Annotated in this window: 15 protein-coding genes; 4 read left to right on the forward strand and 11 right to left on the reverse strand. The window is 64.2% G+C overall.

Annotation, left to right across the window (positions count from 1 at the left end; translation table 11 throughout):
* Positions 1-1,344: an LLM class flavin-dependent oxidoreductase gene (locus RUH75_RS15260; RefSeq protein ID WP_313807478.1), complete on the reverse strand. Its 1,344-nt coding sequence runs from the start codon at positions 1,342-1,344 to the stop codon at positions 1-3.
* 275 nt (positions 1,345-1,619) lie between these two features.
* Here RUH75_RS15260 and RUH75_RS15265 point away from each other — a divergent pair, with 275 nt between their 5' ends.
* Both RUH75_RS15265 and RUH75_RS15270 read left to right on the forward strand, forming a co-directional pair.
* On the forward strand, positions 1,620-2,525 hold the full coding sequence (locus RUH75_RS15265; protein WP_313807480.1) for a hypothetical protein: 906 nt from the start codon (positions 1,620-1,622) through the stop codon (positions 2,523-2,525).
* Complete coding sequence (locus tag RUH75_RS15270; RefSeq protein WP_313807482.1) at positions 2,513-3,352, forward strand: SDR family NAD(P)-dependent oxidoreductase; 840 nt, start codon at positions 2,513-2,515, stop codon at positions 3,350-3,352. The genes RUH75_RS15265 and RUH75_RS15270 overlap by 13 nt, the downstream gene beginning before the upstream one ends.
* Here RUH75_RS15270 and RUH75_RS15275 read toward each other — a convergent pair whose 3' ends face one another.
* The 5 genes from RUH75_RS15275 to RUH75_RS15295 are packed head-to-tail and all read right to left on the reverse strand — an operon-like array spanning position 3,353 to position 7,790.
* Entirely contained in the window at positions 3,353-4,504 is a 1,152-nt protein-coding gene (locus RUH75_RS15275) for an acyl-CoA dehydrogenase (RefSeq protein ID WP_313807484.1), read from the reverse strand. It abuts the gene before it with no gap.
* Positions 4,505-4,518: 14 nt separating this feature from the next.
* On the reverse strand, positions 4,519-5,721 hold the full coding sequence (locus RUH75_RS15280) for an acetyl-CoA C-acyltransferase (protein ID WP_313807486.1): 1,203 nt from the start codon (positions 5,719-5,721) through the stop codon (positions 4,519-4,521).
* Positions 5,718-6,035, reverse strand: a complete 318-nt coding sequence (locus RUH75_RS15285; protein WP_313807488.1) for a non-heme iron oxygenase ferredoxin subunit — start codon at positions 6,033-6,035, stop codon at positions 5,718-5,720. Before RUH75_RS15285 ends, RUH75_RS15280 begins: the two co-directional genes overlap by 4 nt.
* Positions 6,036-6,049: 14 nt before the next feature.
* Positions 6,050-7,303, reverse strand: a complete 1,254-nt coding sequence (locus tag RUH75_RS15290) for an aromatic ring-hydroxylating oxygenase subunit alpha (RefSeq protein WP_313807490.1) — start codon at positions 7,301-7,303, stop codon at positions 6,050-6,052.
* Between the two features lie 10 nt (positions 7,304-7,313).
* Positions 7,314-7,790: a nuclear transport factor 2 family protein gene (locus RUH75_RS15295; protein WP_313807492.1), complete on the reverse strand. Its 477-nt coding sequence runs from the start codon at positions 7,788-7,790 to the stop codon at positions 7,314-7,316.
* 158 nt (positions 7,791-7,948) lie between these two features.
* On the opposite strand from RUH75_RS15295, the gene RUH75_RS15300 reads away from it, so the two are divergent.
* On the forward strand, positions 7,949-8,239 hold the full coding sequence (locus RUH75_RS15300; protein WP_313807494.1) for an antibiotic biosynthesis monooxygenase: 291 nt from the start codon (positions 7,949-7,951) through the stop codon (positions 8,237-8,239).
* A 62-nt stretch (positions 8,240-8,301) separates the two neighbouring features.
* Here RUH75_RS15300 and ribB read toward each other — a convergent pair whose 3' ends face one another.
* The 5 genes from ribB to RUH75_RS15325 all read right to left on the reverse strand — a co-directional run bounded on the left by ribB (position 8,302) and on the right by RUH75_RS15325 (position 14,204).
* Positions 8,302-9,417, reverse strand: a complete 1,116-nt coding sequence (gene ribB / locus RUH75_RS15305; RefSeq protein ID WP_313807496.1) for a 3,4-dihydroxy-2-butanone-4-phosphate synthase — start codon at positions 9,415-9,417, stop codon at positions 8,302-8,304.
* Between the two features lie 19 nt (positions 9,418-9,436).
* Positions 9,437-10,213, reverse strand: coding sequence for an IclR family transcriptional regulator (locus tag RUH75_RS15310; RefSeq protein WP_313807498.1), 777 nt, complete (start codon positions 10,211-10,213; stop codon positions 9,437-9,439).
* Positions 10,214-10,499: 286 nt separating this feature from the next.
* Complete coding sequence (locus tag RUH75_RS15315) at positions 10,500-11,633, reverse strand: acyl-CoA dehydrogenase (RefSeq protein WP_313807501.1); 1,134 nt, start codon at positions 11,631-11,633, stop codon at positions 10,500-10,502.
* Between the two features lie 7 nt (positions 11,634-11,640).
* Complete coding sequence (locus tag RUH75_RS15320) at positions 11,641-12,825, reverse strand: acyl-CoA dehydrogenase family protein (RefSeq protein ID WP_313807503.1); 1,185 nt, start codon at positions 12,823-12,825, stop codon at positions 11,641-11,643.
* Between the two features lie 11 nt (positions 12,826-12,836).
* Positions 12,837-14,204 carry an MmgE/PrpD family protein gene (locus tag RUH75_RS15325; protein WP_313807505.1) on the reverse strand — a complete coding sequence of 456 codons (1,368 nt, stop codon included), beginning with the start codon at positions 14,202-14,204 and terminating at the stop codon, positions 12,837-12,839.
* 273 nt (positions 14,205-14,477) lie between these two features.
* Between RUH75_RS15325 and RUH75_RS15330 the strand changes: the two genes are divergently transcribed.
* Positions 14,478-15,473 carry an alpha-hydroxy acid oxidase gene (locus tag RUH75_RS15330; RefSeq protein ID WP_313807508.1) on the forward strand — a complete coding sequence of 332 codons (996 nt, stop codon included), beginning with the start codon at positions 14,478-14,480 and terminating at the stop codon, positions 15,471-15,473.
* Positions 15,474-15,557 lie beyond the last annotated feature (84 nt).

Below are 15,557 nucleotides of genomic sequence, written 5' to 3' on the forward strand. Positions count from 1 at the left end.
TCAATCCGCCGCTTGCGGGAAGAAACGATTGGCCGGGCGCGCCAGGCCCAGGCTGTCGCGCAGGGTCGTGCCTTCATATTCCTTGCGGAACAGCCCCCGGCGCTGCAATTCGGGCACCAGCAGGTCGACCACGGCCTCCAGCCCGGCGGGCAGATAGGCGGCGACCAGATTGAACCCGTCGCAGGCCCTGTCGTTCAGCCATTCCTCCATCGTGTCGGCCACCTGCGCGGGATCGCCCTTCATCAGGGCATGGCCGCGCGCGGGCAGGATGCGCTGGTAAAGCTGCCGCAGCGTCAGATTGTCCCGGCGCGCCATCGTCTCCGCCAGATTGCGGAAACTGGTGATCCCCTTGGTTTCCGGCAGGGGCGGCAGGGGATCGTCAGGGCTGCAACCCGACAGGTCGACGCCGCAGATGCGGCCCAGCGTCGGCATCCCCACGCTGTCGGGGATCAATTCCTGCAATTCGCGATAGATGCGGTCGGCGTCGGCCTCGGTCGGGCCGACAAACACGCTGGCACCCGGCATCACGATCAGTTCCTCGGGCGCGCGGCCATATTTGGCCATGCGCCCCTTCACATCGGCGTAAAATGCCTGGGCGCTTTCCTTCGTTTCCGCCACCGTGAAGACGACATCGGCGGTCCGGGCCGCCAGCTCCATGCCGTCGGCCGAACCGCTGGCGACCACCACGACGGGATGGCCCTGCGGCGGGCGGGCGCTGTTGAGCGGCCCCCGCACCGAGAAATAGCGGCCTTCATGGTTCAGCAGGCGCACCTTGTCGCCATCCAGGAACTGGCCGCTTTCCTTGTCGAGCAGGAAGGCATCGTCGGCCCAGCTGTCCCACAGGTCCTTGACGATATCGACGAACTCGCCCGCCCGTTCGTAACGATTGGCGAGATCGGCATGATCCTTCTGGCTGAAATTCTTGCTGTCCTCCGGATTGGAGGAGGTGACGACGTTCCAGCCGGCGCGTCCCTTGCTCAACCAGTCGAGCCCGGCATAACGGCGCGCAACGCTGAAGGGCTGGTCATAGGTCGTCGTCGCCGTCGCCACCAGGCCGATCCGGCTGGTCACGGCGGCAATGGCCGAATGCAGGCAGACCGGCTCGATCACCACCGGCCGCGTCGTCGGGTTGCGGCTGAGCAGCGCAGGATTATCCACGCCGTTGACGCCGTTTCCGTCCGCCAGGAACAGCATGTCCAGCTTTCCCCGTTCGGCAATCTGCGCGAATTCGATCCACCGATCGAAGTTGAACCCGGCATCGCTGACCGCGTCAGGATGGCGCCAGCCGCCGACATGCCCGCCTGTGGGAGACATGAACACAGAGAGCTTCAGTGACCGAACCATTACCACGTCCCTTTTAACGCCGCCCTTTAATGCCGCAAAGTGTCGACATATCTATCTATTGAACTTCTGCCGCCCAAAGGTCAATTCACATTGCCGCCTGGCAAGATTGATCGGATAGGCGAAACGCCTCGCAAGACCGTTCCGCCGTGGCCCATTCCGTTCGGCCATGCGATAGATTCGGGAGGAAAGCCAAAATGGCTGGAAAAAGGAACGAAACAAGGCGAAATATCGCTGAATGCCAGATGCGTTTCCTGGCCTCATGGAGATGTTCGAAAATGTCCGATCAGACGCTGGAAAATTTGCGCGCCATCAACCATGGCTTTGACCCGGCGAACGGGAACTGGGTGCATCGCGGACTCGATCTGTCGACACCTTGCGCGATCACCGAGCAGGAAAAAAATGCCTTCCGCGGGCATTACGCCACGCAGTTCGGCCATTCCCTCGATGGCCTTGACTGGTGGCTGGACCGGAATCCGGAAGTGCTGAAACGCTATCGCCTGTATTGCAGCCTGACATTGCGCGTCGTGCCCGCGCTGACGGGCAATGGAACGCTGACCTTCTATGCGCTGAACGGCCATGTGACCGGCGTGCGCTATGTCCTGCACAGCTGGCTGACGCGTGGCGTCAATCGCGCGCAGGCCATGGAAATGCTGGCCATGGCCTTCGTCCACGCCGGACCGCGCGGGATGGAAACGATCCAGGAAGCAGCGCAGGGCATCGAATTTCCGGAAACGACCGATACGCCCGGCATCTTTCCCGAAGGCTGGGCGGCGGATATCGACGCGTTCAAATCCGGCCTGGATTTCTCCACCGTCACGCTCGACGCCGATGAAAAGGCGAAGCTCTACGACTGGTATCTGCGCACGATCGGGGAGATTCCGCCCTATGTCCGTTTCATGGCCGAACATCGCCCGACGCTGATCAAGACCCATCGGGCGCGCATCGAAAATATGCTCTACGTCCTGCCCAAGCAGTTCTGGCCGACCACCATGCTCTATTATCACGTGATGAGCCGGGTGGCCGAGGGCATTCGCGAAAACGTGCTGCTCTGCAAGGCCTGGGGCGTTTCGAAATCCGACACGCTTGACACGATCAGCAACGCGCTGGTCTATGGTCAGATGGAGGCCGCGGCCATGGTTCAGAAGGAAGCCGGCGACATTTTCGACGGATGGACGGAGTGACGGCACGCCGCTGGCTGATCACCGGCATTTCCGGTGGTCTGGGCAGCGCCCTGGCGGACGCTGCGCTCGCCATGGGCGACGGCGTGGCGGGAACCAGCCGAAACGCGCAGGCCGCCCGGGCGTTCGAAGCCCGGGCGCCCGGCCGCGCCATCGGCATCCCGCTCGACGCGGGCGACCCCCGGCAGGCCGGCGAAATCGTCGCGCGGGCGATCGATGGGCTGGGCGGGATCGACCTGCTCGTCAACAATGCCGGCTATGCGCAGGCGGGCGCGGTCGAAGCGGTGAGCGGCGAGGAGGCGCAGGCCCAGTTCGACGCCAATTTCTTCGGCCCCGTCGCGCTGATACGGGCGGCCCTGCCCGGCCTGATCGACCGCGGCGGCCGCATCCTCAACATATCCTCGCTCGCCGCCGTCGAAACCTATGCCGGGCTGGGCCATTATTGCGCGTCCAAGGCCGCGCTTTCCGCGATTTCGGAATCGACCGATACGGAGGTCGCGCCGCTCGGCGTGCGCTGCATCGCCGTCGAGCCGGGGGGCATGCGGACCGCCTTTGCGGGTTCAAGCCTGCGCAAAAGCAGGGCCCGCCTGCCCAGATATGGCGAGCAGGATGCGACGCAGGACGCCTCCTTCCGCAAGTCCGATGGCAGGCAAAGCGGCGATCCCGCCAGGATCGCGCAGCTTCTCCTTCGCCTTGCGGAGATGACGGACCCGCCATCGCGCATGGTGCTGGACATGGCGGCGCTGGACCGCGTCGAGCGGGCCGTGGCGAAGCGGCTGGACGGCTATCGCCGCGCCGCTTCGCCCCATGACGATATCGGTTTCCCCTGATCAGGCCGGATCGCGGATCGGCAAACGCTGTTCGAACACGCCCTCCGCGATCCGGTTCAGCAATATCTCGATCGTGCCGCCGGCGATCATCCACCCGCGCGTGCGACGGAAGCAATATTCGACCAGGCTTTCCTCGCTATAGCCGATGCCCCCCATGATCTGCATCGCGTCATGGGCCATGTCGAAACCCGCCCGATTGCAGGTCAGCTTGGCGATGGCGGTATCCTGCGCCGAAGGGAAGCCGGTGTCGGCGCCCACCGCCGCGCGATACAGCAGCAATTGCGCGGCCTCGGCCTTGGCCTTCATCTCCGCGAATTTCCATTGCAGGCCCTGGAAGTTGACCAGTGGCTGCCCGAACTGCCGCCGGTTGAGCACATGCTCGCGGGCGATGTCGAAGGCATATTTGCCCAGCGCCAGGGCACGCGAGCTGTTGCCCAGCCGCTCCACATTGAATCCGGCGATCTGCTTCTTGAAGCCGCCGGGACCCAGGACGACGTCTTCCTTGGGTACATAGACATTGTCGAAATAGAGCGTGTTCCAGTCCTCGCCCGACAGGAAGCGCGATGGCTTGCCGAAGGTGAAGCCTTCCGCGCCCCGCTCGATCAGCACGGACCCGATGCCGCCCACGCCGGGGCCAAAGCGGACATAGACCAGGAAGACGGTGGCGTGCAGGCCGTGGGTGGTGAAGATCTTTTCCCCGCTGATGCGATAACCGTCGCCATCGGGGGTCGCCGTCGCCTTGAGTTCCGTGACCGCCGACCCGGCGCCCGGCTCCGTCATGGCGACCGCGATCAGCGCCTTGCCCGCCAGCAGGGGTTTCAGCAGCCGTTCCTTCTGTTCGGGCGAGCCATATTGCGCCAGCACGCGGATCGCGCCGAAATTGCCCGCCTGCACGACATCGGCCGAACGGGGGCACGCCGCCGCTACCTCCTGAATGGCGATGACCGCATCCATCAACGTGCCGCCGACGCCGCCATCCTCCGCCGGGGTGGTGATGCCGATCAGCCCGGCCTGCGCCATCTGCTGCGCGATTTCCCACGGATATTCATCGCTATGCGCCCGTTCGAGCGCGCCGTCCTTCAGGTTCCGCTCCGCAAAGCCCGCTACCGAATCCCGGAACATCTGCTGTTCGGCGGAAAGATCGAAATTCATCTCATAACCCCTATTCAGTCGCCGGCACGCTCAAGCACCATGGCGATGCCCTGCCCAAGCCCGATGCACATGGTCACCAGCGCGTAGCGGCCGCCGCTGCGCTGCAATTGCCGTCCGGCCGTGATGGCCAGCCTAGCCCCCGACATGCCCAGCGGATGGCCGATGGCGATCGCGCCGCCATTGGGATTGACCCGGCTGTCGGCATGATCCAGCCCCAGCAGCTTGAGGCAACCCAGCGCCTGACTGGCAAAGGCCTCGTTCAGTTCGATCACGTCCATGTCGGCCAGCGTCAGCCCCGCCCGCTCCAGCGCCTTGAGCGAGGAGGGGACCGGACCATAGCCCATGACGCGCGGCTCGACCCCGGCGACGGCGGCGGAAACGATGCGGGTAACGGGCGCCACGCCGGCTTTTTCGCCCGCTGCGCGACTGGCCACGAACATGGCCGCCGCGCCGTCATTCACGCCCGACGCATTGCCCGCGGTGACCACCCCGCCTTCGAACAGGACAGGCAGCCGGGCCAGCCCCTCCAGCGAGCTGTCGCCGCGCGGATGCTCGTCCCTGTCGACGATCGTGTCGGCGCCCTTGCGCCCCTTGATCGTGACCGGCACGATCTCGCCCGCGAAAAAGCCTTCCGCCGCGGCGCGCGCATATTTCTGCTGGGACGCGAGCGCGAAACGATCCGCCGCATCGCGCGTGATCCCCTGCTCGGCGGCGACATTCTCGGCCGTTTGCGGCATCGATTCCCGGCCGAACATCCTGTGGATCAGCGGATTGGGAAAACGTTCGCCCAACGCCTCGTAGACGGTCGCCTTGCGGGCGAAAGGCGTTTCGGACTTGGCCATGACGAAGGGCGCGCGCGACATGCTCTCCACGCCGCCCGCCACGAACAGTTCCCCCTGCCCGGTGGCGATCGCCCGCCCCGCATCGGCGACCGCCGCAAGGCCACTGCCGCACAGTCGATTGACGGTCTGGGCCGCGACGCTGACCGGTATCCCGGCCACCAGCGACGCATGGCGCGCGACGTTGCGGGCATCCTCGCCCGCCTGACTGGTGCAGCCGATGATGACATCCTCGATCCCCGCCGGGGCGAAGGGCGTCGTTTCGATCAGGCGGCGCAGGCATTGCGCCAGCAGATCGTCCGGGCGGACCGGCGACAGCGCGCCGGCATAACGGCCGACCGGACTGCGCAAGCCATTGTAGAGATAGGCCTGCGTCATGCGCTGGGCGCCACGAAGACGCTTCCCTCTTCCACCTTCACGGCAAAATGGTCGACATCCTGCCAGGCCGGACCGCCTTCGACGCATTTCCCGGTGCGGATCTCGAAACAGGACTGGTGCAGCGGGCATTCGATGCGGTCGCCGTCCAGCCAGCCGTCCGACAGGCGCACATGTTCATGCGTGCAGATGTCGCCGATCGCGAACAGCCCGCCCTCGAAACGGTAGAGCGCGATCGCGGTGCCGTTGATCTCCGTGGGAAAGGCCTCCCCTTCGACGATGTCGCTTTCCTCGGCGACCTGAATCCATTCTGCCATAGCTGTCCTGTCCGTCAGAGCTTCATTTCACGCCGATAGAAATCGTAAAAGGCGCGGATAAGGGTTTCGGTCATCATGGTGGACTGGGCCTCGGTCCCATGCCCGCCCATTTCCAGCACCTGCACCGAGTCCGGATAGCTTTCCGCCACCGGCTGCATCAGCGACAGGACCTCGCTGTCCTCCAGCGACACGAAACCGGCAGGGCCGACCAGATTGCTCTGCTTCAGGCGCAGTTCCTGCATCTGCTCATCATCGTCGGCATAGCCGAAATAGGTCCAGGCCAGTTCATGTGCGCCCGGCCCCTTCGGGATCATGTGACGGACGACCAGACAATTGAAATATTGCTGGACCAGCACCGTCGGAAAGATCTGGAACGCGCCCATCATGCCGTCGTTGAATTCGTCGACGACGGAACTGATGACTTCCTTGTCCTGTATCTGGAGGTCCGACTTGATGCTCTTGATCTGCCGGCTGGCGTCGCTGCTCTTGTTCTTCAGCTCGGGATCATATTGGGAATAGGTATATTCGTGCTTGCCGCCTTCCAGCGGAACGCTGTGATAGTCGCCATCGGTGCGCAGGATGCCAAAGGTCGACAGGAACGGATGCATCAGCGTCGCATGATAGGGATCGCGGCTGTTTTCCCAATAAAGCTTCCAGTTGCTCTTCACCATCTGCCGGCTGTAGCCGACCAGGCGCAGCGGCCGGCGGGACACCAGCCGGTCCAGCCGCATCAATATCTCCGGCCCGACATAGTCCTCGAAGGACGGCGTTTCCTCGCTATAGGTCGCCCAGATCGTGCCGCCGCGCACCGCCACCCGCAAACGGGTCAGTCCATGCTCCGCCTTGTTGAAATCACGGGGCATCCCCCCCTTGCCATGCGCGCCGCGCAGGAAGGGCAGGCCCATCAGATTGCCCTTCAGGTCATAGGCCCAATGGTGATAGGGACAGGTCAGCTCCCGCGCCTCTCCCTTGTTCTTCCAGCAGATCAGCGCGCCGCGATGGGCGCAGCGGTTCTCGACGACATTGACGTTGCCGTCCTGGTCACGGGTCACGATGACGGGGCGTTCGCCTACCCAGCTGCGCTTGTAGCTGCCCGGTTCGGGAATCTCGCAATCCAGCCCGACGAAGTTCCACGTCTTGCCATAATGGAATGTCTGCATCTCCCGCGCGAAGATGTCCGGATCGCTGTAAAGCCAGGCCGGAACGCGCGTGACGCCGTCGTCCGGCCAGCGCCGGTCGGCCATGTTGTCCTGGGTCTGTTCATTCATGGGTCGAACCTCACACCGGAATCACAAGGGTCGTGCGGATATGGTAATTGTCGTACACGCATGTCCTTTCGCGCAGGCGCAGGGCGCCGTCCTCCCGCACGATGCGATCGACATATTGGCCGACCATCAGAATCTGCGGCTCCTGTTCCAGCAGGGATTCGATGATCAGAAAATTGGCGGTCGCCTGGACTTCATCGCCCGTTCCGCCCGCGATCCTGACGCCGCTGATGAAATGGCGCAGCAGACGGGGCTGGTACAATGCCGCCTCGCGGGTGGCGTTCACCCGATCCTCGATCATGGCGCGGCCCCGGCAATGGATCGGCGCATGGGCAAGGCCCGCGTCGAAATTTTCCCGGCTGATCACGCGGTAGAGCGCATCAGTGGTGAAGAAAGCCGGAAAGGCGCCCAGATCCTCCGCATCGAGCATGGCGGCGATATCGTCGTAAAAGTCGCGAAGCTCGGTCCGCGAAATCGATATTGGCTGCATCACGGCATCCTCGTTCATAATTCTGTCGACACTTTACGCAGGATCACGTCGCAAATCCTCTATAAAATGGGCAAATGAACGGATATCGAAATTGCGATGTGTCGGCATATTGAAGGCGCGGCGATTGCGCTTCCAGACCAGGCGGGGTTAAAGGGGTCATGATCCAGGAACTCAATATCGTGCATGTCGATCCGAAAGGGCTGACCGAATTCGAGAATGCATTCGCCAAGGCGCGCGAACTGCTGCTGCATTGCCCGGGATGCCTTGGGGCCGGATTGCTCCGGTCCATCGAAGTAGCCGGCAAATATCTGGTCCGGGTCGACTGGGCGGAGCTATCGGATCATGTGGACCGCTATCCGGCCAGCGCCATCGCCCCTCAGGTGCGCGCGCTGCTTGCCCCTCATATCAAGGCGATCGACCCCGGACATTTCCAGCAAGTCGCGCCCTGACACCCCACACGCCCCAGGGTGTGTGGGGCTTCAGCCCATCATGGGCTGAACCCCCACATACCCTAGCTTGCCCTGCGCAGATGCGCCCCGGGCACGATCGGCCGGGAACCGACCACATGCAGCCCATGCCCGTCGATCGCGGGAATATGGATGGGCGTCGAACTATAGGTCAGCAGGACCATGTCCCCGACGCCAAGGTCCCGCAAGATCTGGGCGCCGATGCCATATTCGCGCAGCGACAGCTGCGGCGATCCTTTGGGCGCGCCCTCCCGATAGCGTTCGGCCCATCGCGTCGCGCCGTTGCGCAGGAACACCATCACCCCGGCGCCAGGATGCGCGCTCAGGACCTTGACGGCCTCATCGATATACCAGTTGCGGTGCCCCAGTCGCAAAAGATCGCTGATCAGGTCGATGGAATGAACCCGGACCAATGTCGGACTGCTGTTGACGACATCCCCCCGCACCAGCGCGAAATGTTCCGTGCCGTCGATCAGGTCGCGATAGAGGATCATGCGGAAGCATGACCTTTCACCCGTTTCGCACGGCACTTCGACCACCCGCTCGATGGTTCTTTCGGTGCGGCGCCGATATTCGATCAGATCGGAAATCGTGCCGATCTTCAGACCGTGACGCTCCGCAAAGACGGTGAGTTCGGGAAGACGGGCCATGCTGCCATCTTCGTTCATCACCTCGCAGATGACGCCTGCGGCATTAAGACCCGCCAGACGGGCAATGTCGACGGCCGCCTCCGTATGTCCCGCCCGCACGAGCACGCCGCCATCCCGCGCCACCAGCGGAAAGACATGCCCCGGCGTCACGATATCCTGAGCGCCCATCGCCGGATCGATCGCCACCGCAATGGTCCGCGCGCGATCATAGGCGGATATGCCGGTCGTCACCCCTTCGCGCGCTTCGATCGAAACCGTGAACGCCGTCGAGTGGCGCGTGCCATTTTCCTGCGCCATGGGCGACAATTGCAATTGCCTGGCGCGCTGGGCGGGCATCGCCAGGCATATCAGGCCCCGCGCATGGCGGGCCATGAAGTTGATCTGGTCGGCGGTTGCGAACTCCGCGGGGATGACGATATCGCCTTCATTCTCCCGATCCTCGGCATCCACGATGATGAAGGGCCGCCCCTGCCGGGCCTCCTCCAGAATTTCCTCGATCGATGAGATCATGACCATCCTCCGAAAACCTTCATGCCGAACAGCGCATTCCGCTTTGCCCCGCCGTCAGATCGACCAGGCCCAAGCGACGCGAAATCGCCCCCCGCACGGTGCGCAGCAGGGCGGCCTCATCCACGTCCCCGCTGACGCGCAGCCCCAGGGCCAGCGGTTCCGACGACTGGCTTTGCGGCAGGCTCACGGCCAGCGCGCATTCGTCATCGGCCACCAGTTTGGCAAAGCCCTGCGCGGCCACCTGATCCAGCACCGCCGCCAGATCCTCGAACCGCACGCGCCCGGCCATGTCTTCCGTCTCGGCATTCAGCCGGTGGACATAACGCCGCACCAGTTGACGGTCGCACCGGGCCAGCAGCACGCGCCCCTCCGTGGAATGCAGAAGGGAGATGAGGTTGCCCTGCCGCAATCCGCCGCCGTTCGCGGCCGACACGATATGGAGGCATTCAAGGGCCACGCCGTTCTGGCCGGCCAGGATGACCGTACCGCCCGTGGCTTCCGCCAGCTCGTCCATCAGCGGCAACAGCCCGCCCTGACGGATCAACCGCGGCTGCACCCAGCTTCCCAGCATCGCCGCCTTGATCGACAGGCGATAGGTGCGGCCACCATGGCCCCGGCGCAGATAGCCGAGCGACACCATGTAACTCAGCAATTCGGACGCGCTCGACTGGGGATATTGATATTTGCGGGCGATATCCATCACGCCCGCCTCCTGGTGGTCCGCGTCGAAATATTCGAGAACCTCAAAGACCCGGCGAGCCGACTTGATCGATTTGGCTTCCTGGCACCTTGCCATTTCTCTCCTCCATTCTGGGCGGGACGTCTTCTGCGGAGCAATGAACCATGATTCCCTTTTTCTGTCGACACTTTTTTTGATGGACGCCAAAATCCAGGAGATCTACCCGTATTTCCGGGAATTTACTTGTCTATAAAAATAGCTTTGTCCATTAATGTCGACAGTTACCCGAATCAGCGAATCCGGACAGGCTGTTGCGCGCGATGCCCTGTAGAACGGGAAGAGCCGGCCTCCCGATCGGGAAGCCGGCTCTTTTTTGCCCGGCAATGCCACCCGGTTGGAAAGATCACCCTATGGGCACAAGAGGTCCAGCGTCCGCCAGCATGTCCAGTTGATGATCCGCATTGCCGAACAGCGCGTCGATCGCGGTCAGGCGCTTGAAGGCATGGCCGACCTTATATTCCATGGTCAGCCCGATGGCGCCGTGCAGTTGCACCGCCTGCTGCCCGACCATCCGGCCGGCCTCGCCGATCTTCGCCTTCGCGGCGGCGATATTGCAGCGCCGTTCCTCCGCCGGACGTGCGAGCGAGATCGCCGCCAGCATCGCCATCGAACGCGACAGCTCCACCTGCATGAGCATGTCGACGGCGCGGTGCTGAAGAACCTGGAAGGTGCCGATGGCAACGCCGAACTGATTTCGCGTGCGCAGATATTCGGCCGTCATGTCCAGCGTGTCCGCCATGATGCCCGTGGCTTCCGCGCAGAGCGCCGCATTGGCTTCCTCGAACAGCGCGGTCAGCACGGTCGCGCCGCTTCCCTCTTCGCCGATCAGCGCCTGCGCATCCAGCCCGACATCCTCGAACGCGATCTCCGCCGTCGCGATCCCGTCATAGCCCGCATGGCTACGGATCGAGACGCCGGGAAGGGCGGGATCGACCAGAAAAAGCGACACACCCCTCTCGCTTCGGGCGCTGACGACCAGTTCGTCGGCGGCGGCGCCGGCGATCACCGCGGTCTTCCGCCCGTTCAGGCGCCAGCCCGTCGCCGTCGGCTCCGCGCGGCAGTTCAGCCGCTCGACCGTGTGGCGCGGACCGTCTGGTTCGTGATGGGCCAGCGCCATGATCCTCTCGCCCGCGATGATCGACGCGATGCGCGCGCTCTTCTGCGCCGGGGAGGCCGCGAGCCGCAACGCCCCGCCCGCCAATATGACCGTCGCCAGAAACGGTTCGACCAGCAGGCCCCGGCCCAGCGCCTCCATGATGATCATCATGTCGACGCCGCTGCCCCCGAAACCGCCATCGGCCTCGGCAAAGGGCAGGCCCAATACGCCCAGGCCGGCCAGCTCCGCCCAGACCGCGCGGCTGAAACCGTCCGGTTCCCGCATCGCGGTCAGGCGCTCCTCGAAACTGTAGCGGTCGGTCACGAAACGGCTGATCGTTTCGGACAGCATCCGCTGATCGTCGGTCAATTCGAAATCCATGATGTCCTCAAAGGCGAAGGATGGTCTTGGCGATGATATTCTTCTGGATCTCGTTCGATCCCCCGAAGATCGAAACCTTGCGCATCGTGAAATAATAGGGGGTCGCGGCCGCTTCCCAGCCATGATCGCCATGGTCCGTGGCATCATGGGATGGCGTGGCGATACCGGCCGGGCCCGCCAGCTCGGCCACCAGTTCGGTCATGCGCTGCTGCAATTCGGTGCCCTTGACCTTCAGGATCGACGCCGCGCTGTTGGCGCCGCCGCCCTGCGCATCGGCCGCCACGACGCGCAGCTGCGTCAGTTCCAGCGCGCGCAGCTCGACCTCGACCTCCGCCAGCTTGCGGCGCAGGCGCGCGCGCTCCCGCTCGTCGATCCTCCCGCTCCCGCCCAGTTCTCCTTCCAGATGACGCAGTTGCGCCAGACGCTCCTTGGACAGGCCGATCCGGGCGATGCCCGACCGTTCATGGCCCAGCAGATGCTTGGCATAATCCCAACCCCTGCCTTCTTCCCCGATCCGGTTCCCGACAGGCACGCGGACATCGTCGAAGAACACTTCGTTGAGGTCCGAAATCCCGTCGATCGACGGAATCGGCCGGATCGTGATGCCCGGCGTCTTCATGTCGAGCAGCAGGAAGGTGATGCCCTGCTGCTTCCTGCCGCTCGCATCGGTCCGCACCAGCGCGAACATCCAGTCGGCATGCTGGGCCTGGGTCGTCCATATCTTCTGGCCGTTCAGCACATAATCGTCTCCGTCCCTGACCGCGCTGGTCTTCAGCGCCGCAAGGTCGGAACCCGCGCCCGGTTCGGAAAAGCCCTGACACCACCAGATGTCGATATTGGCGGTGGCGGCCAGGAATTTCGCCTTTTGCGCGTCGGTGCCGAATTTGCACAGGATCGGGCCGATCATGTTAACGTTGAAGGGCGATCCTTCGGGCGCATGGGCCAGCGCCATTTCCTCCTGGAAGATATAGCGCTGCGTCGGGCTCCAGGGCTGGCCGCCATCGTCAACAGGCCAGGCCGGCACGGCCCAGCCCCGCGCGTTCAATATCCGTTGCCAGCGGACGATATCCGCCTTGCCCAGATGGTCGCGATTGATCATTTTCGCGCGCAGATCATCGGGCAGCGACGCCTTCAGAAAGGCGCGCACGTCTTCCCTGAACGCCAGGTCTTCCGGGGTGAAATCCAGATTCACGGCCTTTCCTTTCAGGCAATCGCGGCGATGGCTTCGCCAAAGGCGAGCGAACGCATGAGCAGCGCCACGCCAGGCAGCCTTTCAAGCTGCGCCAGCGCCCCGGCCGTCCCGGTCTGAAGATCGGTCGAAAGCAGCCCGTCGGTGCAGGTCGCGAACTTGGCCAGCGTTTCTTCCCGGCTCAACGGGTCTTCCGCATCGCCATGCGCCCGGATCGCCGTTCCCTTGATCTCCCGCCCGTCCCGCAAGCGGATCGTGATCCAGTCCTCCGCCCCCAGCTGATCATTGCCCCAATCGACATGGACGACCATCCTGACCCTGGGCCGCAGTTCCAGGATCTTCGGATCGTTCAGCTTTTCAGCGGAAAAGGTCCGCGCATCCATCGGTTCGCCGGCCAAAGTCGCGGCGACGACATGCGGCAGGCTGAACCGCGCCTCCTCGACATCGGCGGGCACCGGATATTTCATGATGGTGGGGAAGGCGGCGTTCACCTCCACCCTCACCTCGCGCACATCGTCGGCGCGGATATCGTGCTGCGCGATCAGGGCCTTCATCCGGTCGATGATCCGCTGCAACATGTAACAGCAGGGATATTTCTTCTGCCCCACCGCCATCACGCGAAAATCTTCGCCGCTGCCCAGCGACAGGGGAAGGTCCGCCTGCCCGGCAAGCGCATCGAAATAGCCTGCCTTGCCATCCATGATCGACGGATTGCCACCCAGCCCGCGCTGCGCCAGCAGGGCGGCCATGATCCCGTCCCGTGCCGCGAAACCGGCCTCCACGACATGCGCGGCCGAACCCGTCTGGCGCACGAGGCCGCCGCCCATCGAAGCGGCGAGCGTGATGGCATCCCGCGTCTTCCCGAAATCCAGTCCCAGCATCTTCGCCGCGCCGGCCGCCACGCCCAGCGTCCCGACGTTGGCGCAGGACAGCCAGCCGCGCGCGGCGGCTCCGCCGTTGGACAGCACCATTCCCGGCCGCGCGGCGACTTCAAAGCCGATGATGGTCGCTTCGACCACGGCCTGCCCGGACGCGTTCAGCCACTCGCCCAGCGTGAACATGGCGGGGATCAGGCAACATGTATATTGCGCCTCCGGCCAGGCGACATCTTCCAGTTCCGTGCAGTGCGAGGAGTCGCAATTCAACATGGCCGCCAGTTCCACCGACGTCTGGAAGGAATGGCCCAGCACGCTTGCCTGCGTCACGGCGCCCTGCGCCCTGACATGGTCGGCCATGATCCGGGGCACCTCCATCCTCGCGCCCAGGATGGTTGATCCGATCGCGCTGATGCACAGGTCCTTGGCACGCTCGACAACCGCCGGGGCAATGGAATCGAAATGCGTTTCGCAGACAAATTCCGCGAACCGGTCGGCAATGGCCATGATGCGTCTCCAAATATCCGTGCAATTGAAAGCGCGCCCAACAGCATGGGTCAATGGCCAGCCGACCGCGACGCCGCGGCTTTCGGATAGGCGAACTTTTTCCATATCAATTCGCCATTTCGATGATCGGGTCCTTTCCTTTCCCGCACCGGATGCAAGCTGCATCGCATCCACGAATTCATGCACGGAACTTTGACGCAGAAGAGTTCAGCTGTTCTGATAGGTGCAGGAGGCGATGATGACTGTGAATGTGGAAATATCCGGGCGTGCCGCATGCCCCGCTCGGTAACCGAATGGCAGGCCGCCGCGCGGGCAAAGCTTGATCCGGCGCTGTGGGATTATCTGGAGTTCACCCATCCCCATGGGCCGACCGATGCGGCGGGCTGCTGGGATGCGATCCCGCTCTATCCCCGCATATTGCGCGGCGCGACGGCGGCGGGCATCGGCGCGACGGTGCTGGGTTCCAGCGTGACGCTGCCCATCCTCACCGCCCCCAACGGCCGGGCCACGCGCTTTCATCCCGATGGCGAGCTGGCGGTGCTGCGGGGCGCGCGCGCCGCCGGAACGATCGCCATCCTGCCAAGTTCCGTTGCCGCCAGCGCGGCGACGCTCGCCGCCCGGGAACCTCAGGCACGCTGGTGGCAGCAACTCTACATGTTGAACGATCGCGGCCTGATGGCCGAACGCCTGGCCCGGTTGCGCGGGGCAGGTTGCGGCGCGATCGTCCTGACTGCGGACCTGCTGCCCGACGGTCGCGCGGCACCTCCGCCGCCGCCCCGGGCCGTCTGGGAAAGCGGCGGGGTCGAAGCGCCCGCCTGCTATTCCGGCGCATCGCTGGACGATCTGGAATGGCTGGTGGGCGAAGCCGGGCTGCCGGTCATCGTCAAGGGCGTCCTGCGCCCCGACGATGCCGCCCTGTGCGTCACCGCCGGGGCCAGCGGCGTCATCGTGTCCAATCACGGGGGCAATCAGCTGCCGACGGCGGTGGCGTCCGCCATTGCCCTGCCCGCCATCGTCAAGGCCTGTCCCGATGCCGACATATATGTCGATGGCGGAATCCGCAGCGGCGTATCCGTGCTGAAGGCGCTCGCCATGGGCGCGCGGGCCGTTCTGGTGGGCCGGCCGGCAAGCTATGCGCTGGCGGTCGCAGGCGCGGACGGCGTGGCTGCGATGCTTGCTCGGCTGGGCGACGAACTGGCGCATGCCATGCAATTATGCGGCGTCAGCGACATTCGCGACCTGGATGGATCGTTGCTGACGCAGGCCTGATATCGCCGGGAGGTTGTTTGGAAATGCGCTAGGCGGCGCATGGCGGCACCGGCCCTCTCCCCCACCCGGCCACCCATAGAATAC

The organism is Sphingobium sp. (assembly GCF_032153725.1).
Classification (GTDB): domain Bacteria; phylum Pseudomonadota; class Alphaproteobacteria; order Sphingomonadales; family Sphingomonadaceae; genus Sphingobium.